The organism is Mesorhizobium sp. BAC0120 (genome assembly GCF_033542235.1).
Taxonomy (GTDB): domain Bacteria; phylum Pseudomonadota; class Alphaproteobacteria; order Rhizobiales; family Rhizobiaceae; genus JAWRCU01.
Genome location: NZ_JAWRCU010000004.1, coordinates 436275 through 462080, shown reverse-complemented (window position 1 = coordinate 462080; position 25806 = coordinate 436275). Strand labels below are relative to the sequence as shown.

26 protein-coding genes are annotated in these 25806 nt (G+C 63.1%); 19 read left to right on the top strand and 7 right to left on the bottom strand.

Annotated elements, in window-relative coordinates; genetic code table 11:
* Genes SAZ10_RS12570 through SAZ10_RS12535 form a run of 8 tightly spaced genes read left to right on the top strand, consistent with a single transcriptional unit; the run spans position 1 to position 7046 of the window.
* Positions 1-183, top strand: a complete 183-nt coding sequence (locus tag SAZ10_RS12570) for a hypothetical protein (protein ID WP_318609551.1) — start codon at positions 1-3, stop codon at positions 181-183.
* Positions 177-1439 (top strand): ABC transporter substrate-binding protein, encoded by a 1263-nt coding sequence (locus SAZ10_RS12565; protein WP_318609550.1) that lies wholly within the window; start codon positions 177-179, stop codon positions 1437-1439. The genes SAZ10_RS12570 and SAZ10_RS12565 overlap by 7 nt, the downstream gene beginning before the upstream one ends.
* 51 nt (positions 1440-1490) lie before the next feature.
* Positions 1491-2426, top strand: a complete 936-nt coding sequence (locus tag SAZ10_RS12560; RefSeq protein ID WP_318609549.1) for a sugar ABC transporter permease — start codon at positions 1491-1493, stop codon at positions 2424-2426.
* Entirely contained in the window at positions 2419-3318 is a 900-nt protein-coding gene (locus SAZ10_RS12555) for a carbohydrate ABC transporter permease (protein ID WP_318609548.1), read from the top strand. The genes SAZ10_RS12560 and SAZ10_RS12555 overlap by 8 nt, the downstream gene beginning before the upstream one ends.
* 40 nt (positions 3319-3358) lie before the next feature.
* Positions 3359-4468 carry an ABC transporter ATP-binding protein gene (locus SAZ10_RS12550; RefSeq protein ID WP_318609547.1) on the top strand — a complete coding sequence of 370 codons (1110 nt, stop codon included), beginning with the start codon at positions 3359-3361 and terminating at the stop codon, positions 4466-4468.
* Positions 4469-4476: 8 nt separating this feature from the next.
* A complete protein-coding gene (locus tag SAZ10_RS12545) occupies positions 4477-5238 on the top strand; it encodes an SDR family oxidoreductase (protein WP_318609546.1) in 762 nt (253 codons plus the stop codon).
* A gap of 3 nt (positions 5239-5241) precedes the next feature.
* On the top strand, positions 5242-6240 hold the full coding sequence (locus SAZ10_RS12540; protein ID WP_318609545.1) for a sugar phosphate isomerase/epimerase family protein: 999 nt from the start codon (positions 5242-5244) through the stop codon (positions 6238-6240).
* A complete protein-coding gene (locus SAZ10_RS12535; protein ID WP_318609543.1) occupies positions 6237-7046 on the top strand; it encodes an SDR family NAD(P)-dependent oxidoreductase in 810 nt (269 codons plus the stop codon). Before SAZ10_RS12540 ends, SAZ10_RS12535 begins: the two co-directional genes overlap by 4 nt.
* A gap of 46 nt (positions 7047-7092) precedes the next feature.
* Here the strand turns inward: SAZ10_RS12535 and SAZ10_RS12530 are convergent, their stop codons facing one another.
* Together SAZ10_RS12530 and SAZ10_RS12525 are read right to left on the bottom strand one after the other, a co-directional pair.
* Complete coding sequence (locus SAZ10_RS12530) at positions 7093-8268, bottom strand: DUF930 domain-containing protein (protein WP_318609542.1); 1176 nt, start codon at positions 8266-8268, stop codon at positions 7093-7095.
* Positions 8269-8422: 154 nt separating this feature from the next.
* A complete protein-coding gene (locus tag SAZ10_RS12525; protein ID WP_318609541.1) occupies positions 8423-9439 on the bottom strand; it encodes a helix-turn-helix transcriptional regulator in 1017 nt (338 codons plus the stop codon).
* Between the two features lie 162 nt (positions 9440-9601).
* Between SAZ10_RS12525 and SAZ10_RS12520 the strand changes: the two genes are divergently transcribed.
* Positions 9602-10732, top strand: a complete 1131-nt coding sequence (locus tag SAZ10_RS12520; RefSeq protein WP_318609540.1) for an FAD-dependent monooxygenase — start codon at positions 9602-9604, stop codon at positions 10730-10732.
* 208 nt (positions 10733-10940) lie between these two features.
* Here the strand turns inward: SAZ10_RS12520 and SAZ10_RS12515 are convergent, their stop codons facing one another.
* From SAZ10_RS12515 to SAZ10_RS12505, 3 genes are all read right to left on the bottom strand, one after another.
* The gene (locus tag SAZ10_RS12515; RefSeq protein WP_318609539.1) at positions 10941-11771 is read right to left on the bottom strand and encodes an SDR family NAD(P)-dependent oxidoreductase; all 831 of its coding nucleotides are present in this window, start codon (positions 11769-11771) and stop codon (positions 10941-10943) included.
* A 48-nt stretch (positions 11772-11819) separates the two neighbouring features.
* Positions 11820-12677 (bottom strand): NAD(P)-dependent oxidoreductase, encoded by an 858-nt coding sequence (locus SAZ10_RS12510; protein ID WP_318609538.1) that lies wholly within the window; start codon positions 12675-12677, stop codon positions 11820-11822.
* A gap of 234 nt (positions 12678-12911) precedes the next feature.
* Positions 12912-13862 carry a nucleoside hydrolase gene (locus SAZ10_RS12505; protein ID WP_318609537.1) on the bottom strand — a complete coding sequence of 317 codons (951 nt, stop codon included), beginning with the start codon at positions 13860-13862 and terminating at the stop codon, positions 12912-12914.
* 313 nt (positions 13863-14175) lie between these two features.
* On the opposite strand from SAZ10_RS12505, the gene SAZ10_RS12500 reads away from it, so the two are divergent.
* The 10 genes from SAZ10_RS12500 (at position 14176) to SAZ10_RS12455 (ending at position 24552) form a co-directional block, all read left to right on the top strand.
* Positions 14176-15186, top strand: a complete 1011-nt coding sequence (locus SAZ10_RS12500; RefSeq protein ID WP_318609536.1) for a BMP family lipoprotein — start codon at positions 14176-14178, stop codon at positions 15184-15186.
* A gap of 83 nt (positions 15187-15269) precedes the next feature.
* On the top strand, positions 15270-16808 hold the full coding sequence (locus SAZ10_RS12495) for an ABC transporter ATP-binding protein (RefSeq protein WP_318609535.1): 1539 nt from the start codon (positions 15270-15272) through the stop codon (positions 16806-16808).
* Complete coding sequence (locus SAZ10_RS12490; protein ID WP_318609534.1) at positions 16808-17851, top strand: ABC transporter permease; 1044 nt, start codon at positions 16808-16810, stop codon at positions 17849-17851. Before SAZ10_RS12495 ends, SAZ10_RS12490 begins: the two co-directional genes overlap by 1 nt.
* Complete coding sequence (locus SAZ10_RS12485; RefSeq protein ID WP_318609533.1) at positions 17839-18807, top strand: ABC transporter permease; 969 nt, start codon at positions 17839-17841, stop codon at positions 18805-18807. Before SAZ10_RS12490 ends, SAZ10_RS12485 begins: the two co-directional genes overlap by 13 nt.
* Positions 18808-19179: 372 nt before the next feature.
* Complete coding sequence (locus SAZ10_RS12480) at positions 19180-20202, top strand: nucleoside hydrolase (protein WP_318609653.1); 1023 nt, start codon at positions 19180-19182, stop codon at positions 20200-20202.
* Entirely contained in the window at positions 20199-21128 is a 930-nt protein-coding gene (locus SAZ10_RS12475; RefSeq protein WP_318609532.1) for a nucleoside hydrolase, read from the top strand. The genes SAZ10_RS12480 and SAZ10_RS12475 overlap by 4 nt, the downstream gene beginning before the upstream one ends.
* Positions 21129-21154: 26 nt before the next feature.
* On the top strand, positions 21155-21799 hold the full coding sequence (locus tag SAZ10_RS12470; RefSeq protein ID WP_318609531.1) for an isochorismatase family cysteine hydrolase: 645 nt from the start codon (positions 21155-21157) through the stop codon (positions 21797-21799).
* Positions 21796-22326 (top strand): MarR family winged helix-turn-helix transcriptional regulator, encoded by a 531-nt coding sequence (locus SAZ10_RS12465; protein ID WP_318609530.1) that lies wholly within the window; start codon positions 21796-21798, stop codon positions 22324-22326. The genes SAZ10_RS12470 and SAZ10_RS12465 overlap by 4 nt, the downstream gene beginning before the upstream one ends.
* A gap of 32 nt (positions 22327-22358) precedes the next feature.
* Positions 22359-23558: an amidohydrolase family protein gene (locus SAZ10_RS12460; RefSeq protein ID WP_318609529.1), complete on the top strand. Its 1200-nt coding sequence runs from the start codon at positions 22359-22361 to the stop codon at positions 23556-23558.
* A 415-nt stretch (positions 23559-23973) separates the two neighbouring features.
* A complete protein-coding gene (locus SAZ10_RS12455; protein WP_318609528.1) occupies positions 23974-24552 on the top strand; it encodes a class I SAM-dependent methyltransferase in 579 nt (192 codons plus the stop codon).
* Between the two features lie 29 nt (positions 24553-24581).
* Here SAZ10_RS12455 and SAZ10_RS12450 read toward each other — a convergent pair whose 3' ends face one another.
* A complete protein-coding gene (locus tag SAZ10_RS12450; RefSeq protein ID WP_318609527.1) occupies positions 24582-25166 on the bottom strand; it encodes an amino acid synthesis family protein in 585 nt (194 codons plus the stop codon).
* Positions 25163-25747, bottom strand: a complete 585-nt coding sequence (locus SAZ10_RS12445; protein WP_318609526.1) for an amino acid synthesis family protein — start codon at positions 25745-25747, stop codon at positions 25163-25165. Before SAZ10_RS12445 ends, SAZ10_RS12450 begins: the two co-directional genes overlap by 4 nt.
* Positions 25748-25806 lie beyond the last annotated feature (59 nt).

Here is a 25806-nt window from a genome sequence, read left to right as displayed (position 1 = left end):
ATGCCGAAGGCCGGCCTCGGCCTGATCGTTGAATTGCGCCTTGCGGCCCCATCACGCCGGCCGAGCGAATGCTGCATACCCGATCAGGAAGAGGCTTTTTGCCGGCACGCGCATCACGCCAGCATGATCATCAAGCGAGCGCGGCCAACCCGCGCCGAACCCCGGGAGGAAGAGGAATGCTGAAACTCAAATGCGCCGTGGCCGCGGCCGCCGTTCTGGCCGCCGTCGGCTCTGCCGAGGCCGACCCTAAAACCAACCTGCTGCATCAATGGGCGACCGGTTCGGATGCTGCGGCGATCGCCAAGCTCGGCGAGATGTTCACAGCCGCTGGCGGCCAGTGGCAACAGACTGCGATTGCCGGCCACACCGCCAACACGCTCGCCAAGCTTCGCGCCGACGTTGTCGCCGGCAATGCGCCGCCTGCCGTCCAGCTCAAGGGACCGGAGATCGCCGAGTGGAACGAGACCGGCGGCACCGCCAGCATGGATGAGCTCGCCGGCCAGGAAGGCTGGGACAAGGTCGTCGCGCCGGAGCTGCTGCCGGTCATGAAGCCGAAAGGCAGCTGGGTCGCCGCGCCCATGAATATCCACCGCATCAACTGGCTGTGGGCTTCGCCGAAGGTCATGCAGGCAGCCGGCGTGACGGAGATGCCCAAGACCTGGGCCGAATTCAACGCGGCTTGCGACAAGATCGTCGCGAGCGGCAAGATCTGCATCTCGCACTCGACTGCCGACTGGACCGACTCCACCGTCTTCGAAGTGGTTGTCTACGGCCAGGATCTCGACCTCTATCGTAAGGCTTTCGTCGAGGGCAACATCGATGCCATGCGCAGCGACGGCATGATCAAAGCCTTCGAGCAGTTCCGTACGATGACGTCCAAGTACATGGACCCCGGCATGAACGGCCGCGACTGGGATTCCATGTCGGCTCTCGTAGGCCGTGGCGAGGCGGCGTTCCATATCATGGGCGATTGGACGATCGGGCTTCTGACTGCCGCCGGCTTCAAGGAAGGCACCGACTACGTCTGCGCCCAGGCACCCACCGACTGGGGCAAGCCGGGATTCATCCTGAATTCCGATTCCGTCGTGTTCTTCAAGCAGAAGGACCCGGATTACGTCGAGGGTCAGAAGCTGCTCGCGCATCTGATCTTGTCGAAGGATTTCCAGACGATCTTCAACCAGGCCAAGGGCTCCATTCCGGCGCGACTCGATGTCGATCTCTCGAATGGCTTCAATCCTTGCCAGCAGCTTTCGCAAAAGGACCTCAACGCTTCCATCCAGGCGGGTACTTTGGTGCGGTCGATGGCCCACAACATGACGGTCCCGCAGAAGGTCCGCGGCGCCATGATGGATACGATCACCGAGTTCGTCGCCACGCCTGACATGTCCGCCAAGGACGCGGCCAACGCGATGGCCGACGCCGCTGAAGCGCAGATGTAATCCCGGCAAGCCGGCGCCTCTTGGCGCCGGCTTGTTTCCTCGCAGGGCGCCATGTCCACTCACGACCTGACCATATCTCCCCCCAGACCCGCCGGCTCGTGGCGGGATCGGATGGGGTCGGTCGTTCCTGTCCTGGTCCTGGCGCCTTCGCTGGCGGCAAGTTTCATCTATGTCTTCGTCTTTGCCGGCTGGACACTGTACCTGTCGCTCTCCAACTCTTCGCTGCTCCCGAGCTACGGTTTCGTCGGCCTCGACAACTACGCTTCGCTCTGGGCGAACCGCCGCTGGAACGTCGCCTACACGAACCTCTTCTTCTTCAGCGGGTTCTACGTCGTCGGCTCGATGGCGGTCGGACTGCTGCTTGCCATCCTGATCGATCAGAAAGTCCGTGGCGAAGCAGTCTGGCGAACCATCTTTCTCTACCCGCTGGCGGTCTCCTTCATTGTGACCGGAACCGTCTGGAGCTGGCTCTACAACCCTGTCGACGGCATTCAGGCGTTGGTGCGGGGACTGGGCTGGAGCGACTTCAACTTCGCGCTGACGTCCGACCGCAATAAAGCGATCTACGCCGTGATCATCACCGGCATCTGGCAGTCGTCGGGTTTCGCCATGGCGCTCTTTCTCGCTGGGCTACGGTCGGTCGATCCGGATCTGATCAAGGCGGCGCAGATCGACGGCGCCTCCGCCTTCCGCACCTATCGCAAAGTGATCCTGCCCACCATCGCACCGATCTTCATCGCGGTCGCGGTCATCCAGATCCAGTTCGCGATCAAGACTTTCGATCTCGTCGCCGCGCTGACGCGTGGTGGACCGGGCATAGCGACCACCTTCCCGGCGATCTATGTCTACGACCTGATGTTCCAGCGCGGACAGATCGGCGAAGGCGCCGCTGCCGCGGTGATGATGCTGGCAGCTCTCGCCGTTGTCCTCGTGCCCTATTCACTGTGGGTCGTGTGGCGTCGCCGTGCGGAGGGCCGCAATGGCTGAGGTGGCGGTGGCAGCTTTCGACGCGGAGGCGGCCCTCGCAAGCCGCCGGCACTTCTGGAGTCGCGTCGCCATTTACGGGCTGCTCGGCCTGTTCGCCGCCATCTATCTCATCCCGTTGGTCGTCGTGGTGCTGAACTCGTTTCGCGAGCAGGCGGATATCGCCCGCAGCGGACTGATCTCATTTCCCAGGAGCTTTCGGCTGGACGCCTGGACGCAGGCCTGGAACACCTACTGCGTCGCCGGCACCTGCGAAGGGATGAAGCGCAACTTCTTCAACTCGCTCTGGATGACGATCCCGGCGACCGTAATCTCGACGGTGCTTGGGGCCATCAACGGCTACATTCTTTCCAAATGGCGGTTCAAAGGCTCCGAGATACTGTTCACCTGCATGCTGCTCGGCGTGTTCATGCCGGGCCAGATCGCGCTGATGCCCTGGGCCTTTGTCCTCGGTAAGCTCGGCCTCACCAATTCCACCTACGGCCTGATCCTGGTGCACGTCATCCAGGGAATATCCTTCACAACCCTCTTCTGCCGCAACTATTACGTCAGCATACCGGATGATCTCATAAAGGCAGCCCGCATCGACGGCGCGGGGTTCTGGCGTATTTTCAGAAAGATCATCCTTCCGCTGTCCCCGCCGATCCTGATCGTCACCGTGATCTGGCAGTTTACCGGCATCTGGAACGAATATCTGTTCGGGGTGGTCTTCACCTCCGGGGTCCAGCAGCCGATCACCGCGGCGCTTGTTGCGCTCACCGCCAGCGGCACCACCGCGCGAGCCTACGACGTGATGAGCGCATCGGTTCTGATCGGAGCGTTGCCTCCCCTTTTGATCTACCTCTTCGGAGGCAAGTATTTCGTACGCGGCCTGACCCAAGGCGCGATCAAGTGACACGCGATCAAGTGACAAGCGATCAAATGACGGGCCGCTGATGTCGACACTGACCATCCGCAACTTGCATAAGAACTTCGGCGCCCTCGAGGTGCTGAAGGGCATCAATCTTGAGGCGCGGGCAGGCGAATTCATCGCGCTGGTCGGGCCCTCCGGTTGCGGCAAGTCCACCCTGCTCGGAATGATTGCCGGTCTGGAAGGCGTGACGTCGGGCGAGATCTGGATCGGCGACAGGCTGGTGAACTCCGTGCAGCCGAAGGATCGTGACATCGCGATGGTGTTCCAGTCCTACGCACTCTACCCGACCATGACCGTGCGCGAGAACATCACCTTCGGCATGGAGAGCCGCAGGGTGCCGAAGAAGGAGCAGGCCGAGGCGCTGAAGCGCGTCGCTGCATTGTTGCAGATCGAGCAGTTGCTCAACCGCAAGCCCGGCCAGCTCTCGGGCGGGCAGCGGCAGCGCGTCGCCATGGGGCGCGCCCTCGTGCGCGATCCCAAGCTGTTCCTGTTCGACGAACCGCTGTCCAATCTCGACGCCAAGCTGCGCATAGAAATGCGAACCGAGATCAAGAAGCTGCACCACCGCGTCGGCAAAACCACGATCTATGTCACCCATGACCAGGTGGAGGCGATGACGCTTGCCACACGCATTGCCGTCATGCACCAGGGCTCGGTCCAGCAGTTCGACGTGCCGCAAATGGTCTATGACCGGCCGGCCAATACGTTCGTGGCTGGTTTCATGGGTTCGCCATCCATGAACTTCATCCCGGCCGAGCTGGCGGGTGACAATGACAAGCCCGCGCTTTCGATCAAAACGGCGAATGGCAGCAAGGCTTCCCTCCCCCTCCACGGTGATGCCGCTGCTCGCATCAAGACGGGAAACGTCATCCTGGGCGTGCGGCCCGAGCATATAAGCCGCTTCGATCCGCAGACGGCAGCCCGCAAACCTGGCATGGCCATGCTCACCGCGCCAGTTGAGTTGGTCGAGCCGACCGGCGCCGAAACGATCGCCGTGATGAAGCTCGGTGGCCAGGAGGTCGTCGGCCGTTTCGATCGCGACCAGGCTCCTCAAATGGGCGAAGAAATCCAGCTCGGCATCGACATGGCGCGCGCATGCCTGTTCGACCCTGCCACCAAAAGACTGATCTGAGGACATCCATGACTTTTGCAAACTACCCCAGCCTGGCGGGGCGGGTCGTGTTCGTGACCGGCGGGGCTTCGGGAATCGGCGCAGAGATGGTGCGCGCCTTTGCCGCCAACGGCGCGAAGGTCGCCTTTGTCGACATCCAGGCGGATGCGGGCAAGGCCCTTGTCGCCGAGCTGCGGGATACGCAGCACCGGCCGCGCTTTCTACCGGTCGACCTTATCGACATCGGCGCCCTGCAAGCCTCGATCGAGGAGACGCGGCACACGCTTGGACCGATCGCCGTGCTCATCAACAACGCTGCCAGCGACGAGCGGCACGAGCTCGATCATGTCACGCCGGACTACTGGGACAAGATGATGAACGTGAACCTGCGCCACCAGTTCTTTGCCGCGCAGGCTGTGCGCCCGCACATGAAGGAGCTTGGCCGCGGCTCGATCGTCAACTTTTCCTCGATCGCCTGGATGGCCGGCGCGGCCGGCATGGTTGCCTACACGACCGCCAAGTCAGCGATCCTTGGCCTCACCAAGTCTCTCGGACGCGAGTTCGGCCCGGACAACATTCGCGTCAACGCGATTGCGCCCGGGGCGGTCGTCACCGACAAGCAGCTGCGCCTCTGGTACACGCCTGAGCAGGCCGACGAAATGGCTGGCCGTCAGGCCATCAGGCGGCGCTTGCTGCCCGTCGACATCGCGAGGGTGGCGCTGTTCCTCGCCGCCGACGACAGCGAGATGATCACCAAGCAGTGCCTCATCGTCGACGGAGGGCTGAGGTGACCCATGCTTGAAGTCGGACTGAACCCCTACGGACTGACCTACTTTCTTGGGCTGCAGGGTCGCGGGACGCCGCGCGCCAATCCGAATGGCCGCGGCCTCGAGGGCTTCATCGAGCTTGCCGAAGAGCTCGGAGCAAGGACGCTGGAGATCGCAGAGGCCTGGCTGGGACCGCTCTCCGACGCAGAGCTGCTCGCTCTGCGCGATCGCCTCCACAGGCTTGGCATGACGCCCGTTGTCAGCTCCGGCCTTCATCACGGCGATTTCGACATCTGCGTCAGCGCCGCCAAGGCGCTCGGCGCCCGGCTGATCCGGTTCGCGCTCACGCCGATCCTGTGCGGCGACCGCGCCGCTGCAGGCGAAAGATGGCCGGAGCTGGTGGCGAATGTCCGCGAGAAGCTTGGGGCCTATGCGCCGCGCGCAGCCGCTGAGGGTCTGACGATCGTCATCGAGAACCACCAGGACTTCACAAGCCGCGAGCTGGTCGCCTTTTGCGAGGAGTTCGGGCCCGGCGTGCGCATCGTCTACGACACCGGCAACAGCTTCCCGGTCGCGGAAGCCCCTCTCGACTTCACGCGTGTCATCGCGCCCCATGTCGCATATGTCCATCTCAAGGACTATCGCGTGCAGTGGACCGACGAGGGGATCAGGCTGGTTCGCTGCGCGATCGGTGACGGAGCGGTCCCGTTCAAGGAGCTGATCGCCATCCTTGCCGAACACCACCCGACGCTGCCGGCCGTGCTGGAGCCCGGCGCGTTGGAAGCGCGGCACGTCCGCTTGTTCACGCCGGACTGGTGGCGCGGCTATGCGCCAAAGGATGCACGGGCACTGGCCGCCTGCCTCCTTGCGGCGCGCCGCAACCGCCTGCCCGACGACGCCGATTATCGCACCCCTTGGGAGCGCAACGCCGATCACGAGCTCGTCGACTATGAGCTCGCGATGATCCGCCGTAGCGCCGCGAACATGAGAACAGCTGGAATTATGGAAGGAAGGGCATTGGCATGACCAAGGAATTAAGAGGCAAGATCGCTTTTGTCACCGGCTCGGGCAGAGGCATCGGCCATGCCATAGCATTGAAGCTTGCCGCGCTCGGCGCCGATGTCGCCATCCATGACCTCGAGTGGAACGCGCCGTCGAAATATGGCGAAGCGGCAGACCTCGGCGTGGCGGCACGAGAGATCGAGGCGCTCGGCGTGCGCACCGTCGCTGTCACCGGCAATATCGGCGACAGGGCCGCCGTTGCGAAGATGAAGACCGACATCGAGGCAAGGCTCGGCCAGGTGGAATTGCTGGTGAACTGCGCCGGTGGCGACATCGGTGCCGCCGGCGGCAAGCCGGAGCCGAACAATGTGCTCGGCATCCCGCTCGAAGACATCCAGGCGCTCACCAACAACAACCTGATCGGCACGATGCTGATGTGCCAGACCTTCGTGCCGCCCATGGTGAAAGCCGGCCGGGGCGCCGTCGTCAATATCGGCTCCACCGCAGCGCATGCCGGCTATTCGCACGGCGCCATCTACGCGACATTGAAGGCCGCGGTCGTCCACTACTCGCGCTGTCTCTCCCGCGAGGTCCAGGCCGACGGCGTGCGCGTCAACGCGGTGAGCCCCGGACCGACCAAGACCGCGCGCTTCGAAGCCACACGCGTCGTCGACCCGGTCAAGATGAACTCGGCCCAGAAATCGCTGCAGCGCTACGCCGAGCCGGACGAGATCGCCGAGGCGGTGGCGTTCCTTGTCAGCCCTCGCAGCCGTTTCGTCAACGGCCAGGTGCTGGTCGTCGACGGCGGCGAGACAGTCTGGCCGGGGTAGTGGTGAAGATCACTCTCAGGCGCCCCTGTTTTCGCCGGAAATGCCCCTAGTACAGAATCGGTAATCCGAGACCTGCCCATTCGCTGCGCGGGATCTCAGCTCCGACATTGAAAGCGAAGGACAAGACTCTCGTCGCATTGGCATCGACCTCGCACCGGAAGCCCAAATTGTACCATGTCGTTCGCGTGCTGAAGGCGGTGTTCGGGACGTCAACGACATTGCCGGTCTTCAACGGAACAAGTGGCACCAGGTAGGGAAAATAAGAGGCTTCCGGCAGTTGCTGCTGCAACGCACTGGCGCAAAGTTTGGCAACCCGCTTATCGCGAGGTATGCCAGCCATCGAGCTCGTGGCCAACGCATCGCCGGTAGCGCCTGGCGAGTTGAGCTTGCGAACACCAGGAAGGCCCGAATAGCCCTGCGATGCGGCCACGTCCGTGGAGTTTGGCCTCCTGGCGGTCCCACTTGCGGGCTTCGAAAGCTTTGCAAAGCTGGGCTTTGGCGCTTTCGCGGGCCTCGGCTGCGGCGCTTCGGTCGCCTTGGGAAGCGCGATCTCACCGTCGCTGCCGGCTGAAGCCAGCGGCGTTGGTGCCGGTGCCGTCTGCTTGTCAGCGTCGTGCACCTCGTTTTCTTGTTTGTCTGCGTCCTGCTTGCCTGCGTCCTGGCTTGCCTTCTTCTCTGCCTCTTTCACTGCATCTGCCCGCCCCCCCTCGTCTGAAGGCGCGGCAGATTTGTTGTCTGGGCTCTTCGCCGCGACAGGCGGCTTTGCATCGTCATCCTTGCCCGGCGGCGGCGAGCTGTCTTGAGCGCTGCTCCCACCCAGAGATTTCCTGGGGCCGGCATCCTTGTCACCGTATTCAACAACAGGTTTCAGAACCTCGATCCGCGCTGGCTTGGGCGGCTGCTTTTGCGTGGGCGGCTGCTTTTCGGGCAGAGGTGGTTTCTCTACCTTCGATTCTGGCGGCTTTTCGGCCTTGGGTTCCTTTGGGGACGGCGCAGGAGCAGGTTTCGGCTTTGGCTGATCGGGCGGAGGGACAAGCGAGACATTTACCGCTTGCTGCTCCGGCGGCTGTTGAGGCGCCGTCGGCACGCCGTAGCCCAAGAGCGCGATGATAAGTGCATTCAGGATCAGCGATGCGGGCAAGGCCCACAACAAGTTCCGCCGCCGGGCCTGTGTCTCGTCCTTCATCTTGACCGATTTGGAACGAAATAGCGGCGGTATCATGCACGAGCGCCGGATATTCTACGCGGTCGGACTTCCAAACAGGTGTTTTCGGTAGGACTTTGTCGTTTGAGCCGTCTGCCGGAACACCTTGGTCGCGCCAATTCCAGAAATGGAAAGCGCGCTTGTCCTTGACCGTGACCGGCGACAATCCCACTCAGCGGCGCGTGCGATCGAGCTTCACCGCCGATTGCCTGATTTCACCGGGCGTGGCCTCATAGTGTCGGCGAAAAGTGCGATTGAAGTAGGACAGATCGCCGAAGCCAACATCGAAAGCGACCGAACCGATGGTGCGATCGGCAAACCGTGGATCGCTCAGCGTCCGATGCGCGCGCGCCAGGCGCTGCCCGAGCACAAAGGATGAGAAGGTGAGACCCTCCATCTCGAACAGCTTATGTACGTATCGCGGTGTCACATGCTGGCGCTGTGCGACCTCTGCAACCGACAGATCACCGTCGGCGAGGTTAGCGTTGATGTCTGTCATAATCGCCCTGAGCCGTGCGGCGGCGATACCGCGTCCTTCGGCGACAGCTCGGCGGCCGCTTGCGGCCGAGATGGTTGCAGCCACGAGATCGTGCATGTGGCTGACCGCGAGTCGTTGCAGTTCGGGAGTGGCGAGTGGCAGGTCATCGGCAATGGTGCAGGCATAGGTGATAAGCAGGCTCAGTGCTTCCGTGCCATGCGGAACCAGGCTCATTGGCACATCGTCGAGCCGGCCAACGAGTGCTGCGACCGCCTTGAGCGACATTCGGCAGCCGAGGAAGCGAGCGGGCGTGGGCCGCACCAGGGACAGGCCGGTCTCACCTCGCGTCGCAATGATGCCATCACCGTCCCCGAGCAACTGCTCTCGATCACGTTGGAGAGCCGTGCTGCAACCGCGTACATTGACACCGATGAGGAGATCGTCCGCACCATTCGCGACCGCCTTGCAGGGCCGTATGCCGTGACGCAGACCGCCGAAGGTTCCAGACACGATCGCGAGGCCCGGTAACGTCCTCTTGGTCACCGCGACGTGAACCGGCAAATTGGGCAGCGGCTCGAGCGGTTCGATCGGCTCGCCACCGGCCGGCAAAAGCGGTCGCTCGCGGTGATGAAGGTCACGTACCGCCTGGGCCCGCGCCGATACCGGCAGGCCGGCGGTCGAGAACTTGAAGGTGGTGCATAGGTCTGGCACGCCCATTACCCGCGTGGGATGGCCGCTTCCCTGCCTAGTATCGCACGATTTCCCTTCAGTCCAAATCGCTGTTCCGCCGACTCCAAGACTGAGGAGGACACAAGCGCCTAGGCTCGCATTGTGAGGCGCGAACTCGGCTCGTTCACTGCGAACGGTGTGAACATGGCAAACATTAACAGGATCCTGGTCGTCGGCGGCGGAGTGGCAGGACTGACCACCGCCGCGGCTCTCAAGCGGCACGATTTGCCGGTCGAGCTCGTGGAGCGCCAAGACACCTGGTGGGCGCCGGGGGCAGGCTTCCTGGTCCACGCCAACGGGATGCGCATGCTGACCTCACTCGGTCTTGGGAGCGGCGTCGAAAAGGCGGGCGCGCTCGTTCGCCGATGGCACTTCTGCGATCAGCAAGGCCACCTGCTGTCTGAGACCGATCTTGAGGCCTTGTGGGACGATACAGGTCCCTGCGTCGGCATTGAACGGCCAGAGCTACAGCGCGCTCTGCTACCCGGTGTCGTCGATCTGCGTTGCCGGCTTGGAACGTCGGTCACAACTCTGGTTCAGGACGATTCCCGAGTCCGGGTCGGGTTCTCGGATGGCTCGACCTGCCACTACGATGTCGTCATCGGCGCGGACGGAATGAAATCCACGGTGCGCAATCTGATACTGGGCACAAGATCGACGAGCGAGCTTGGCGCCATGACTTGGCGCAGCATTTCCCAGATAAGCCCGATCCCAGGCCCGACGGCCATACAGTTCCACCTCGGCGATGGGTGCCTGTTCGGCTTCATGCCGATAGGGCGGAGACGCATTTACGGTTTCAATTACGTCATCACACAGCGCTTCCACGATCCGTTGGAGGGGCGCCTCGAACGGCTACGCCACCGGTTGCGGAATTTCGGTCCGCGCGTGCAAGAGTATCTCGGCGCGCTCGAGCGTGACGATCAGGTCATTTGCTCGACCATGATGTGGATGGAGATCAAGGAGTGGCATGCCGGGCGCGTGGTGCTGGTGGGTGACGCCGCGCACGCCAGCTCGCCAATGATGGGCCAGGGCGGCTGCATGGCGATGGAGGATGCCTGCGTGCTCACCGAGGAGTTGCGCTCGGCGCGTACCGTGGAGGACGCGCTGGCGAGCTATGTCCGCCGTCGCAAGCCCCGCGTCGAGTGGGTACAGCGCCAGAGCATGGGTCTGGCCAACCTTCTCACCGCGTCTACTTCGGCCCGAGATGCAATGTTGCGCGAGCGCGGCGCTCAATTGATGCAGGACCGTTTCGGACCGCTCGTGCCGCCTCCGTAGCACGTGGGCGCAATCGTCCGCATCATACAAGCAATGCGAGGGCTTCAGGTCGACTTCGGGTCATGGCTTGCCAGAAACCTCTCTGCAACGGAAAGGGCGGAACAGGGTCGAAACCGGCGGTCCGATCGGGATACTAAGCTGTCGGTCTTTCAGACCAAATGTGAGCCTTCGAAAAGTTCGCGCGTTGTCCCGCGGCTTCGCCCGGCATTCACTCGAACCGCGGATAGGACTCCGCGTCCGGCGCGTTCGCCCAGCTCTGCAGAGTCTGGCCGCCATCGATCAGCCAGCCGACGCCCGTGACGTGACGAGCCTCGTCTGACGCCAGGAAGGCGACGGCGGCCGCCACGTCGGCGGGTTCGCCGATACGCCTCAACGGGATGCGGTTGGCAAAACGCTCGACGCCGGCACGATAGGCGGCATCGTCCCCCGCAGGAACGCCGAGCCGCGTCTCGATCACGCCGGGACAGATGGCGTTGACGCGGATGCCGTAGGGCGCCATGTCGAGCGCCGCTATGCGGGTCAGCCCCAGCACGGCGTGCTTGCTCGCCGCGTAGCCTGCGCCGCCGGAGAGCACGTCCCATCCAGCCATCGACGAGCCCATATTGACGACGTTGCCGCGTGTCCTGGCCTCGATCATGACGCGGAGTGCCGCGCGCTGAACCAGAAAGATGCCGCTGAGGTTGATGCGGATGATGTCGTCCCAGTCGTCGAGGCCGAGTTCATGCACCGGCGCGACCTTGCCGGAGATGCCGGCATTGTTGAACAGCACATCCAGCCTGCCGAAACGCGACACGATCTCGGCCAGCGCAGCGTTCACCTCGCTCTCCGAACCCACATCAGCGCCGATAGCCAGCGCCTCGCTTCCACCACGCAGAAACTCGTCGGCAAGCGCCTCAGCCCCGGCCTTGTCGAGGTCGAGGATCGCGACTTTCGCCCCCTCCCCCGCAAAGCGGCGCACCGCGGCAGAACCTATGGCTCCTGCGCCGCCGGTTACCAGCACCACCTTGTCGACAAAGCGTCGGCCGATCGTGTCGCTCATCGCTGCCTCCTCAATATGACCCCGAATAGCTGCAGAGTTTCGGGAAGATCATGCGCCGGACAAAGAATAGTCCCGCCAGCTATGGCGCGGCTCGAAACCGAGCAGTTCCCGTGCCTCGGTCAAGTCGAAGGCGGCCGCGTGACCAGGCAGCGGGCGTCGGAGTTCGACACCCGGATAGGCGGTCCGCACCAGAGCCTCCGTTTCGGCCTCCATGAACGTATCGGCCGCGCTGATGAAGATCCGATGGTGGCCTTCAAGCGGCCGCTCGACCGCCAGGCGAAACGCAGCCGCAGCGTCCCGCACGTCGAGATAGCCCCAAAGGTCGCGCGCCACCAGCTCGGAGTGCTTGCGCCGCTCGAGAACGTCACGCGCAAAAGTCTCAGCCGTCTGAATCCACGGCATTCGCAAGCTCACGCAGGAGAAATCCGGCCGTCGCCGCGCCGCCGAAGCAACAATTTCCTCGCCCAGCCATTTCGACAAGGCATAGGCATCCTGCGGCGCTGCCGGATGCGCCGAGTCGAAGGGCAAGTATGAGGGGACGATCGGCTTCTCGAAGAAGGGATAGCCGAGCACGCTCATCGACGAGGCGTAGACGAGGCGCTTCGCGCCGAAGAGCACCGCAGCTTCGACGACATTGTAGCAGGCGGCCATGTTGACCTGGAACACATGGCCGGCGGGAACGCCGGTCGGCCTCGGAATCGCGGCGATATGGACCACCGCTTCGGCATCCCGCACCAGCTGCAGCGCCTGGCCGAGATCGGTGAGGTCCGCGGTCACATGCTCCCAGTCCACGCCCACAGGCGGCGGCGCAACGTCGATACCGAGCACCGTATGTCCGGCGTCGGCAAGCGCGCTGGCGACATGCCGTCCCAACAGCCCGCTCGATCCAGTGACGATGATCCTCATCTTTGCTGACTGTGACCTCGGTGATTAGCATTTGCGGGGCGCGACGCTGGTGCCTCCCTCCCCCTTGTGGGGAGGGATACAGGGTGGGGGTGCGAAGCGCGCCAATCCAAGCCGGAGATGCCGTCTGCTTCAGCTAACCTTGCAGGGCAACTGCCAGGGCACCCCCACCCTCTATCCCTCCCCACAAGGGGGAGGGAGTCACCAGCGTCGCGCTTCAATAGCAGCTCCCGCGCATCAGCCGTTCATCAAGGTGTCGAGCACAAAACGTCCGAACCGGTCGGTGTCGGCATTCATTGCGACCCGTGCGTTGGGCTGCTTGCCGGATCGGAAATTGGTGTCGATTACGGTGCGGCCGATCGTGAGCGCGCCCGATGTTTCGACGTCGACGAAATAGTCACGCGTCTCGATGATGTCGGGCTCCACCAGCGAGGCGACGCAGAGCGCGTCGTGCACAGGCGCCGCGTCGGCCCCGCCGAGAGGCTGATAGCCGCGATAGCCCTCGATGCGCTTCTCGACGAAGATCGCCGCAGCCTCCGCGGCAGGCCTGCCGGAAGCACGCAAGGCCTTGCACTGCTCGGAGCTGATCACCGCCCTGTGCGTCGCATCGAGCGGCACGAGCGTCAGTTTTCGGAAGCCGGCAGCGAAGACCAGGGCTGCCGCTTCCGGATCGGCCCAGATGTTGAACTCTGCGGAGGGAGTGACATTGGCGACCGCATGGCCGCCGCCCATGATCACGACTTCCGGCACATAGTCGACGAGCTTTGGAAACAGAGCCAGCGCGGAGGCGATGTTGGACAATGGTCCGACGGGCACGAGCACAATTTCGTCGGTCGCCTTGCGATAGGTCTCGATCAGGAATTCGACCGCGTTGGTTTCCTGCACCTCCGACCGCGCAGGCGCGAGCGGCATCTCGACAAAATGCACGCCGGGATCCCGCTCTCCGCGCGGGACTGGAAAATCGCGCCGACCGACCGGCCGCGCCAGGCCGGCATGGACGGGAATGTCGCCGCGTCCGATGTGGTCCAGCGTGCGTAACGTATTGTCAGTCGTGTGCTCGATCTCGCGATTGCCGTTGACGGTAGTGCAGGCGACCAGCTCGAGATTCGGATGCAGTGCCGCGCACATGATCGCAACTGCGTCGTCGGTCCCTGTGTCGACATCGAGGATGAGCTTGCGCTTGGTCATGGCACTTCCCGATCATTGATGGCCATATGATCGTGCGTAGCGCCGCGGACCCTTGTCAAGCGCCAGAAAAGTCATGCCGGTCATTCGTATCAACTGGCACAGCCCGCGCTGCACGGGACTTGGGCAAGCGTGCGTTTCCCGATTGACAAGAACTGAATTTCGGGATCACGATTATATGACCATCAACGATTAGTCTCCGATGCTTGGGAGTGGCATCGCACGAGAAAGATGGTCGGAAGCAGCATCAAAAACAGTACATCGAAGATCACTAAAAAAACGGGCCTGGGGCTTTTCGCAACTTCAGAGGGTTACCATGTCCAATCGGTCCGCTCGGCTCCTGTCCTTGTGCGGCGCGTCGCTCATCGCTCTTGCGAGCACGCCGGCCTTTGCAAAAGACATCCATATCGCCGCCATTTCCGGCTATTTCGCACAGGGCTTCGGCGTTTCCATCGTGCAGGGCCTCAAGAAGGCCGAGAACGAACTCGGCGTGAAGGTGAAGCTCATCGACACCGGCAATCGCGCGCTCGACTATGGGGAGCAGTTCAACAACGTTGCCAAGAGCGGTGAGTACGACCTGGTCTTCGTGATGGGCTGGGAGCTTGTGGACGCTCTGAAGAAGACGTCTGCAGCCTATCCCGATACCCGCTTCGTCTTCATTGACGGCGTGCTCGATTCCAAGACCGTCTCCTATGCGAACTTCGCCCAGAATCAGGGCTCTTTCCTGGTCGGCGTGCTGGGAGCGGCGATGGCCGAAAAGGGCAGCGAAATCGAGCGCCTCGGCGATGGCAAGGCGATCGGCTTCGTGGGCGGACGCGATCTGCCGGTCATTCGCGATTTCCTGGCCGGCTACGAACAAGGGGCGAAATACGGCGCGCCTGATGTTCGGGTAGACTCGGTTTTCGCCGGAACCTTCGATGATCCGGCCAAGGGAAGCGAGCTCACCATGACGCTCTACGGCCAGGGCTCGGACATGGTCTACAACGTCGCCGGCCCGACCGGCGAAGGTGTGCTGCAGGCAAGTGCGGCCGCTGACAAATATTCCTTTGGTGTCGACATCGACCAGTGCGGCGTGGCGCCGGGCCACGTGATGGCCTCGATGCTGAAGCATGCCGATGTCGCCGTCTATAGCCTGGTGAAAGATGTCGTGGACGGCAGGGGCGTGAAGCCCGGCGAGACCTACACCTACGACTTGAAGACCGGCGGCGTCGAACTGCTCTACTGCCCGGATGTCGTCGGCAAGATACCGGACGACGTGAAGGCCAAGGTCGAAGCAGCGAAAGCAGATATCATTTCAGGCAAGATAGTAGTCGACACCGTGAAGTGACGGTATTCTGGGGCTGCCCCGCTGCCCTTCCCGTAGAAGGCAGACGGAGAATTGCTCCCGCGAAGCACAAGTCCTGGGCCGCGATGTCCCTCGCCATCGAGCTGAAATCCATCACCAAGCGTTTCGGCACTTTCGTCGCCAATGACAATGTGAACCTCGCCGTCGAACGCGGCAGGATCCACGCCATCATCGGCGAGAACGGCGCCGGCAAGACGACGCTGATGAACATTCTGTTCGGTTTGCTGCAGCCCGACGAAGGTGAAATCTGGATCGACGGCAATCGTATGACCTTGCCCGGCCCGGCCGTGGCAATCTCGGCCGGGGTCGGCATGGTGCATCAGCATTTCAAGCTTGTGCCATCACTGTCGGTCGCTGAGAACGTCTTCCTCGGCATGGAAGTGGTGAAGAACGGACTGATCGACCACGCTGCCCAGATCGAGAAAACGGCTCGGCTGTCGAAGCAGTTCGGGCTTCGGGTGGACCCGAGGGAGCGCGTCGGGCTGCTGTCGGTCGGCATCGAGCAGCGCATCGAGATCTTGAAGGTGCTGGTTCGCGGTGCCCGCACAATCATCCTCGACGAACCGACGGCCGTGCTCACCCCGCAGGAGAGCCGCGAGCTTTTCCAGACGCTTAAAGGATTCGTCGCCCAGGGAATGACGGTGATCTTCATCTCCCATCATCTCGAGGAGGTGATGGAAGTGTCCGATACCGTCACGGTGCTGCGCCACGGCAAGGAGGTCGCGACGCGCCCGACGGCCGGCCTCAGCAAATCCGAGCTCGTGCAGATGATGGTCGGCCGATCGGTGGGCTTCGATCGGCGTCCTCGCAAACCGGGCAATGGCGAGCCGGTCCTCAAGGTGCGCGACCTCTGGGCGCGCGACGATCGCCGGTTGCCGGCCGTGGCCGGCGTGTCCTTCGACGTTAAGGCGGGGGAGATCGTCGGAATCGCCGGCGTCGCCGGCAACGGTCAGACCGAGCTTGCCGAGGTAATCGCCGGCCTTCGTCCAGCCAGCCACGGCTCCATTGCGCTTGCTGGCAAACCCGTTGCGGGCCTCTCTGCCAGTAAGATCCGCGCAACCGGCCTTGCACACGTGCCGGGGGACCGGTTGGCGCGCGGCGTCGACCGCCATGCCTCGATCTCGTCCAATATCCTGATGGGCCGGCAGGATCAGGCGCCCTGGTCTCGGCGCGGTATCATTTCGCGCGGCTATGTCAGGCAGCAGACCGAAGCGCTCATCAAGCGCTTCGATATCCGCGCACAAGGCCCGGATTCTGTTGTGAAACGACTCTCCGGCGGCAATATTCAAAAGGTCGTGCTGGCGCGCGAATTCTCGACCGACGCGCGCTTCCTGCTCATCGACCAGCCGACCCGCGGCGTCGACATCGGCGCAACCGAGGCGATCCACGCCGAGATCATGCGTCAGCGTGCGGAGGGCCGCGCCATCCTTCTGATCTCCGTCCAGCTCGACGAGCTGATCGCGCTTGCCGACCGCATATTCGTCATGTTCGCGGGTCGCATCATGGGCGAGCTCGCCGGCGACGGCGTCAGCGAGGAAGAGCTCGGCTTCATGATGGCCGGCGCGAGCCGCGACAAGGCTGCAGCGCTGGTGGAGGTCGGGTGATGAGCGGCCGGCTTGGTGCCCTTTCCGGCCAGGCGCTCGCCATCGTTCTGGCGCTCGCCCTCGGCGCCGTGGTGGTGCTTGCCGTCGGCGAGAGCCCGACCAACGTGCTCGTTACGCTGATCAACGGCGCATTCGGCAGTCCCGAGCGCATCGCCGGCACCTTGCTTCAGGCCACCCCTATCCTGGTCTGCGGTATTGCAGCCTGCATCTCGCTGCGCGGCGGTCTGTTCAACATCGGCATCGAAGGCCAGCTCTTCATGGGAGGATTCGCGGCTGCCTGGGTAGGCTTCTCCTTCAGCCTGCCGCCCTTCGTCCATATGCTGGCCGCGATCGCCTCCGCCGCCTTAGCGGGGCTGTTGTGGATCGCGATCCCCGCCTGGTTTCGCGCCCGCTACAACACCAACGAAGTGGTCTCGACAATCCTCACCAATTACGTGGCAGTGCTCATCACCTCCTATCTCACCATCAACATATTCAAGGCGCCGGGCGGCCTGTCGGAGACGCCGCCGATTTTGCCGTCGGCACATTTGCCTGAGCTGTTCAGCTTCTCCCGCCTCAACTGGGGACTTGTCATCGGCCTGGCGCTCGCTGTTGCGGTGCACTTCTTCTTCCAGCGCACGGCACGCGGCTATGCGATAAGCGAGATGGGAGCGAACCCCAGATTCGCCGAATATGGCGGGATCGACATCAAGCGGCAGTGCCTCTTCGTGCTTCTCGCGTCCGGCGCGGTCGGCGGACTGGCGGGCGGCATCGAGGCGCTCGGCGTCCACCACCGCTTCATGGAGGGCTTCGCACCCGGGTTCGGCTTCGATGGCGTGATCGCAGCACTTCTTGCCAACGGCAGCCCACTCGGCACCATTGCCACCGCGCTGTTCTTCGGCGCCCTGCGGAACGGCTCGCTGCTGCTCGAAGTCGACACCACCGCATCCCGCGAGATCATCACCGTCGTGCAGGCCCTGATCATTCTAGCGGTATCGGCTGAGATCACGATCCGCCGAAAGGCCGGCGACAGCACTGCAGGAGAGCGCCGATGGAAATTCTAGAGCGGCTCTTCAATGTCGCCCTGATCGTCGCGACACTCAGGACCACCGCACCGATCCTGCTGGTCGCGCTGGGCGGTTCCTTCACCACCAAGGCCGGCATCTTCAACATCGGCCTCGAAGGTCAGATGCTGGTCGGCGCCTTCTTCGCTGTGATCGGCACCATCTTCACCGGCTCGCCCTGGCTTGGCGTGCTCGCCGGTGTCGCCGCCGCCCTCGTGCTGGCTTACGTCTTCGCGCTGCTCGTCGTCACCTTCAGGGCCAACGAGGTCGTCGTCGGCCTGGCGCTGAACATCCTTGCCAGCGGCATGACCATTTCGCTCCTGAAGGCAATCTTCGGTCACCGCGGCTCGATCTTCGGCCAGGGGCTTGTCGGCCTGCCGGTGATCCGGCTGCCCTTCGCCCGCGAGCTCGGCCCCGTCGGGCAGATGATCTCCGGCTACACACCGCTGGTCTATCTGGCCTTCGCCCTGGTGCCGCTCCTAATCCTCTTCTACCGCCGCACCCGCCTCGGCCTCTATATCCGCGTCGTCGGCGAGAAGCCGGAAGCCGCAGAGGCGCTCGGCATCTCGATCGCGCGCATCCGCTACACCTCATCGCTCCTTTGCGGGGTGCTGGCGGGGCTCGCCGGCGCGCATCTATCACTCGGCTACACCACAATGTTCACCGAGAACATGTCATCCGGCAGAGGCTTCATGGCTGTCGCCATCCTGATCTTCTCCAACGGCGACCCATGGCGCATCCTCGCCGGCTGCCTGCTCTTCGGCTTCTCCGACGCGCTGTCGTTGAGGCTCCAGACGCTCGGCATCTCCTCCTATCTCGTGCTCGCCGTGCCTTACCTCGTCGCGCTCGCTGCACTCTTCGCGCTCTCCTATCGCGCGCGACCGAAACTGATCCGCGAGACGCTGGAAAGCATGAGCCGCGTTTTGGCGAAGCCTGTGACGGGAAAGAGCCTGTGATGACTGGTGACGCCCTGTTTCTACCGACAATCGCTGGCGCGCCGTGCCGGGCTGCGTGGCGTCAAGCTGGAGCACCCCTCATCCGACCGCTTCGCGGCCACCTTCTCCCACAAGGGGAGAAGGGGGAGCCTGACATTGTAGCTCGCAGCAAATCTCAAACGGTGGAGATTGGCGGAGACGCATATGCAGCGCTCCCCCTTCTCCCCTTGTGGGAGAAGGTGGCTCGGCGCGCAGCGCCGAGTCGGATGAGGGGTGCTCCAGCTTGGCGATTCGGTTGCAAACTCAAGCTGGACGGCGTGACTAAGGTCACTGGTGACCCTCGGCATCTATCACTACTCCAGCTTGGCGATGCCGATGAACCCAGGAACTGACATGGAGCGCATCATCCTCGATGTCGACTCGGCAGGCGACGACATTCTCGCCGTCCTGTTCGCTGCCGCGTCGCCGCATCTGAAGCTGGAAGGCGTGACCACCGTCGCCGGTGCGGCAGGCGGTATCGACCAGGTCACCAACGTGGTGCTGAACACCCTGACGCTCGCCGGCCGCGAGGATATACCCGTTGCCGCAGGCGCCTGGCGACCGATCCTCGGCAACTCCAAGGCCGACATGGAGGCTCCGGTCCATTTCGAGAAACGGCTCGCCCAGCGCTTCGGCGACCGGCTGAAAGAATTCAACCCGCCGGCTCCGCAGCCAACACACAAGCCCATCGGACAACACGCCGTCGATTTCATCATCGACACGGCGCGAGCGGCGCCCGGCGAGATTACGCTGGTCACCACCGGCCCGCCCACCAACGCGGCGATGGCCCTCATTCAGGAACCGGAGCTGACGAAGCTTCTGAAACGGCTGATCGTCCTCGGCGGCACATTCGCGACCCCAGGCAACATGACGCCGGTCAGCGAATACAATATCTGGGCCGACCCGGAAGCGGCGCGCACAGTCCTCAATGCCGAGATCGACAAGATCCTGGTGCCGCTCGACGTCTGCGAGGACAACCGGGCTGCGACCTCCATGCTGACCCGAGACGATCTCGCCGATATGCACGCTGCAGCCGGGGATAACCCAGTCGTCGCGATGATATCCAGGGTGTTTCCGATCTACATCGACATCTGGCGCGAGTTCTTCGGCCTTGTCGGCTTCCCGATGGACGACGTGATAACCGTCGCGCTCGCCTTTGCGCCTGACCTATGCACCATGACCGAGCCGCTCTTCGTCGACGTGGTGCTCGACGGCCGCATCGCCCGCGGCCAGACGGTCGCATATCGCGGTCGCCAGATCCTGCCTGGCGGCGGGCCCAAGACGACGCGTATCGCGACCGGCATAGACGGCCGTCGCTTCCTGTCGATCTTCAAGGAAACCATCGCGCGCTACGAGCGCGCAGGAGCGGCAGCATGACCGCCACTCCCATCCTCTTCGACTGTGATCCTGGCCACGACGACGCGATTGCGCTTGTGATGGCGCATCGCTCGCCGGCAATCGACCTGCTTGGCGTCACCACCACCTGCGGCAATGCCGAAATCGAGAAGACCACCGCCAACTGCCTGCGCATCCTCGAATTCATCGGCGCTCAAGACGTGCCGGTGGCACGGGGCTGCCACCGGCCGCTGGCTCGGCCTCTGGTGCTGGGAACTGCCGACGGCCCGAGCGGTCTCGAAGGATCGCCCTATCTGCCGCCGGCGCAAGGCAAGGTCGTTTCGCAGCATGCCGTCGATTTCCTGGCCGGGAAGCTCGCTGCGCAGCGTGAGCCGATCGACGTCGTCGCCACCGGTCCGCTCTGCAACATCGGCCTGCTCGTTTTGAAGCACCCGCAGGTGCTCCCGAAAATCAAGGAGCTCACCTGGATGGGCGGCGTCTTCTATCGCAAGAGCGAGATCATAACACCGACGGAGTTCAACGCCTTCTGCGATCCCGAGGCACTGAAGATCGTCCTCGATAGCGGCATCCCGATCACCATGGTCGGGCTCGATGTGACCATGCAGGTGCTGGTCGAGGCACCGCAATTTGCGGAGTTCGAGAGGATCGGCACGCCACTCGGCAAGGTCGTCCTCGATTGGCTGAAGTTCTATGAGAAGCTCCACCGCAACTCGATGGGCATCGGTGGCGCCATGCACGACCCGCTGGCGCTCGCGGCGGTCATCGACCCCACGCTCATCCGCACCAGGCCGGTTCATATAGGCGTCAACCTCGCTGGCTCCTATTGCTTCGGCGCTACGGTCGCCGATTTCTGGAATGAGCGCGGCGAAAGGCCAAATGCAAAGATCGCCTGCGATGTAGATAGCGACCGCTTCTTCGATTTACTGTATAGCTTGTTAAGAGATTGAAGATTCGCCAAGAGGAGCTGACCAGGATGTCAGTAGATGTCTTTTCCTCACATATGCGGGTCGAGCACATCACGCTCGATCCGAAGCGCACCGCCGTCATCGTGGTCGATATGATCAACGAATTCTGCAAGCCAGGCGGCAAGATGGTGTTGCCCGGCTGCGAGGCGCTGGTTCCCCCGCAGCTCGCGGTCATCGACGCAGCACGCAAGGCGGGTGCCCCGATCATCTGGGTGCGCGACAGTCATCGCCGGAATATGCGTCGCGACCGCGAGTTCCTGAAGCGCACGCCGCATGGCGAGGAAGGAACTTGGGCGACCGAGGTCATCGACGATCTCGGCGCGCGCGCCGACGAGATCCACGTGATCAAACACCGCTACTCGTCCTTCTTCCAGACCGACCTCGACGTGACGCTGAAGGACATGCTTGTCGACCAGCTCGTGATTTTCGGCGTGGTCACCAACATCTGCGTGCGCTCGACCGTGCATGACGCCTTCTTCAATGGATACGATGTGGTGGTGCCGAGGGACTGCTGCGCCGCCACGGGCCCGCGCGAGCAGGAAAGCACGCTCTACGACATAGCTACTCATTTCGGCATCGTGACGGACGCCAAACGCGTGGTCGCCGCCCTGTCGAAAGGGGCCGTCATCGAAAACACGGACATTGCAGCGTGACACGAGACATCAAACCGGACTCGGACACCAGCGGCAGCGCCGCCAACGCGCCGCCGATCTCTCGTAAGGAGGCGTTGGCCGCGTTCAACGCCTCTGGCTACGATCTCACTAAGCATCCGGCTCATTTGATCCGGCGCGCCCACCAGCGGGCGACCTTCTATTTCCAGCAGGTGATGGCCGGCCAGGATCTCACGCCGACGCAGCATGCGGCGATTGCGACGCTGCTGAAGCATGGCGAGCTGTCGCAGAACCATCTCGGCCGCCTCACTGCTATGGACCCTTCGACCATCAGCATCGTGGTGCGCAAGCTTATGAAGAATGGCCTGATCGAACGTCGCGGCTCTAAGAAGGATCAGCGGCTCGCGATGATCACGCTCACCGACAGGGGCACGCGCTATTCGATCGACCGTCTCGCCGACAGCCTGGAGGTGGCGCGCCGTGTGCTCGCGCCGCTCACGCCTGGAGAGCGGCAGACCTTGATGACGTTGCTGCACAAGATCGGCGACGGCGACGACGATTTCGCCTGACGCTCGGTCGAAAATCAGAAGGAGAATTCGGCATGGCCCATGACGCTCCCGTCACCGACGGCAACCCGACCAAGCTGGTCGTTCGCAACATCGGCCTGATGCTTTCTGGCGCGATCGAAAATCCGATCCTCGATGCCGACACGATCGTCGCCGAGAACGGCCGCATCACCGCGTTCGGCAGAGCAAGGGATCTCGACACGGACAACGCCACTACCACGGTGGACGCGAAAGGATCGGCGCTCGTCCCTGGCCTTATCGACAGTCACGTCCATCCGGTGGCCGGCGACTGGACGCCGCGTCAGAACCAGCTCGGCTGGATCGATTCCAATCTGCATGGCGGCGTCACCACGATGATCTCGGCCGGCGAGGTGCATACGCCCGGCCGGCCTCGCGACATCATCGGCCTGAAGGCACACGCTATCACGGCACAACGCATATTCTCCGCCTTCCGGCCCTCCGGCGTGAAGGTGCATGCCGGGGCCCCGGTGATCGAGCACGGCATGGTCGAGGAAGACTTCAAGGAGCTCGCGGCGGCCGGCGTGAAACTGCTCGGAGAGGTCGGTCTCGGCTCGGTGAAGGACGGCGAGACCGCGCGCCAGATGGTTGCCTGGGCGCGCAAATATGGCATTCAGAGCACCATACATACCGGCGGCCCATCGATCCCCGGATCGGGGCTCATCGACAAGGATGTCGTGCTAGCTGCCGACACGGACATCATCGGCCACGTCAATGGCGGCCACACCGCCTTACCGGACGACCAGATCGTCTGCCTTTGCGAGAAATGTCATCGCGGGCTCGAGCTGGTGCACAACGGAAATGAGCGAGCCGCCCTGCTCACGCTACGGACGGCAAGGGAGCTCAATCAGCTCGAACGTGTCATCCTCGGCACCGACGCACCGGCCGGCTCGGGCGTGCAACCGCTCGGCATCGTCCGCATGATCTCCATGCTCTCTTCGCTGGGCGACGTGCCGGCCGAGATCGCCTTCTGCTTCGCCACCGGCAACACCGCGCGCATGCGAGAGCTTGACTGCGGCCTGATCGAGGTGGGCCGCGCCGCCGATTTCGTGCTCCTCGACAAGGCACAGCATTCCGCCGGCAAGAACTTGCTCGAGAGCGTCCGGCTCGGCGATATTCCCGGCATCGGCATGACGATCATCGACGGCATCGTGCGTTCGCAACGCTCACGCAACACCCCGCCGTCGACCACGATGCCGGAGCTGTTCGGAGGCTAAGCGAAGGCGGTGAATGCAGGGACAATTTGCTTTTTTTTGCCGCAGGGAAGTGCAGCGCTTCGCCGAGGTAGCCAGCGACAAAAGTAAACTGTCCCCGCTCCGCTCACCTCACGTGGCTCCAACCTCGCTCTTGACAAGCCCGCCGACGTGCTGAGCCAATCTGACGCATCGCTCGCCCTAAAGCACTGCTTCTGCTTGATGATATTCAGGCACGACCATCACCCGGGCAAGACTCGGCCATAGTTATTCCATCTGCAGCCAATATCGAAATGATGGCCGGCGACGGGGTCATGCCGTCCGAGCTTCCGCCGATGAAGCTCGTGCAGCAGTTACATGACCTCTCACGGCTGAGGGAGGGAACGACCAGGGCTGGCATCGTGTTGGGAGCGCGGCTGGCCCCCAAGAGAAGAATGATGTGAGCCTCCTTCTTAAGATATCGACACGTCTGTTTCCGAACCGCCGCGACCGATACAATCTAAAGACGCAAAAGCGAGCCGAATGGTTCGCGCGAGCGTCGGCCGCAGTGGACTTGGTCCAACGAGCGCTGCCCAACGGCGGCGCGATTGCCGATGTGGGATGCGGTGACCAGAAACTTCGTCTTGAGATAGAGCGGCGCGGCGCAACTTACACCTATTCTGGCTATGATATAGATCCACAAGGTGCAGACGTAATAAAGTTTGACCTTTCAAGCGATGAATTAAACAGATATTTTGACGTGATTGTCATATTAGGCGTTCTAGAATACGTCAAAGACGTTGGCGCTGCTTTGAAAAAATTGTCAACGAATACACGTTTCCTGGTGGTCAGCCACGTGAACTCGGACGATGTTGACTATTCACCTGAACGTGTCAGGAAGATGAACTGGGTATCGGTTCTCCGGAAGAGCGAGTTTGAGGCTGCCCTTGGATATGCGGGCTACACTATCCTCGAGCGTCTTGTGCTGGATGATACGACTCGACTCTGGCTCTGCGAATCGCTGAACGCCTTATTCTGATCGACCGGGACCTTTCAACCCGGATCAACTCACCTCAACCCGTCCTCGCCCTTGATCTCGCCCTTGGTGAGCCCGCCGACGCGTGGGTGCGGGCGGCCGGAATCGGTCACTGCCACGGCGACGACGATCTCGTTGTCGCGCGGCGCGTCATTGACGCGCACCTCCATGCCGTCGAAATGGCTACGCACATATGCGGCATCCTTGTGGCCAAGCGGGATGTCGAACGGCGTGCCGGGGCCGCCGCGTTTCTTGGAGGATGGGATAAGCGCGGCGCCCTTGCCGAGCACCTTGCGGAATGGCGCGCCCAGCTTCGGATGCAGGATTGCCGCCGCATGTTCCAGCTCGCCTTCCGCGCCGACGCAAGCCGCCTTGCCGTAGCTTTCGACTGAGTCGCCGGGGATGCCGAGCGCAGCGACCGCGCGCTCCCCAAGAAGCCCACCAAGCTCCTCGCCGATGGCGATGAGCACATCGAGGTTTTCGACATACTGGCCGGCGAACGGATTTTCGATCACGGCAATCGCTGCGGCGCGTCTGGTCGGCGGCGAAACTGAGCGGCCCCCCTCGACCTGCGTCTCCTCGACGACGGTGACAATCTTGCGGATGGAAGTGCTCATCTCAGCCCGTCCTCTCCCTTGATCTCGGATGCCGCCAGCCCGCCGACGCGGGCATGCACGCGCGGTCCGCTCGTCATGGCCAGCACGAGCACGATCTCGTTGGCGCGCGGGGCGTCATTGATGCCGATCTCGATGGCGTCGAAATGGCTGCGCACATAGGAGGCATCCTTGTGCGTGATCGGAATGTCGATATGCGTGCCGAGCCCCCCGACCTTCTTGGCCGAGGGCACGATCGCCTTGGCGCCGCCGAGCAGCTCGCGCATCGCATAACCGCCCGGCACGTGCCACAGGGCGCCGTGCTCGAGCTCGCCCGCCGATCCGACAATGGCGCCCTTGCCGTAGCCTTCGATGCGTGCCGCATCGCCGCCCAGCGCTTCGATCAGTCGCCTGGCCATGTCGAGGCCGAGCGGCTTCAGGTCATCCATAAAGCCGGCAATGTCCTCGACATAGCGCCCCGCATAGGGGTTGGCGATCACGGCCGCGATCGCTCCGCGCACGGCCGGCTGGCCGGCCGGCGGCCCGCCTTCGTGCCGGATCTCTTCCACCTGGGTGACGAATTTGCGGATCTCGACGCTCGGCATGGCAGATGCTCGCTTTCGGACCTCCGGCAGGAGCGTCCGGAGTAAGGATTGTCAGACTA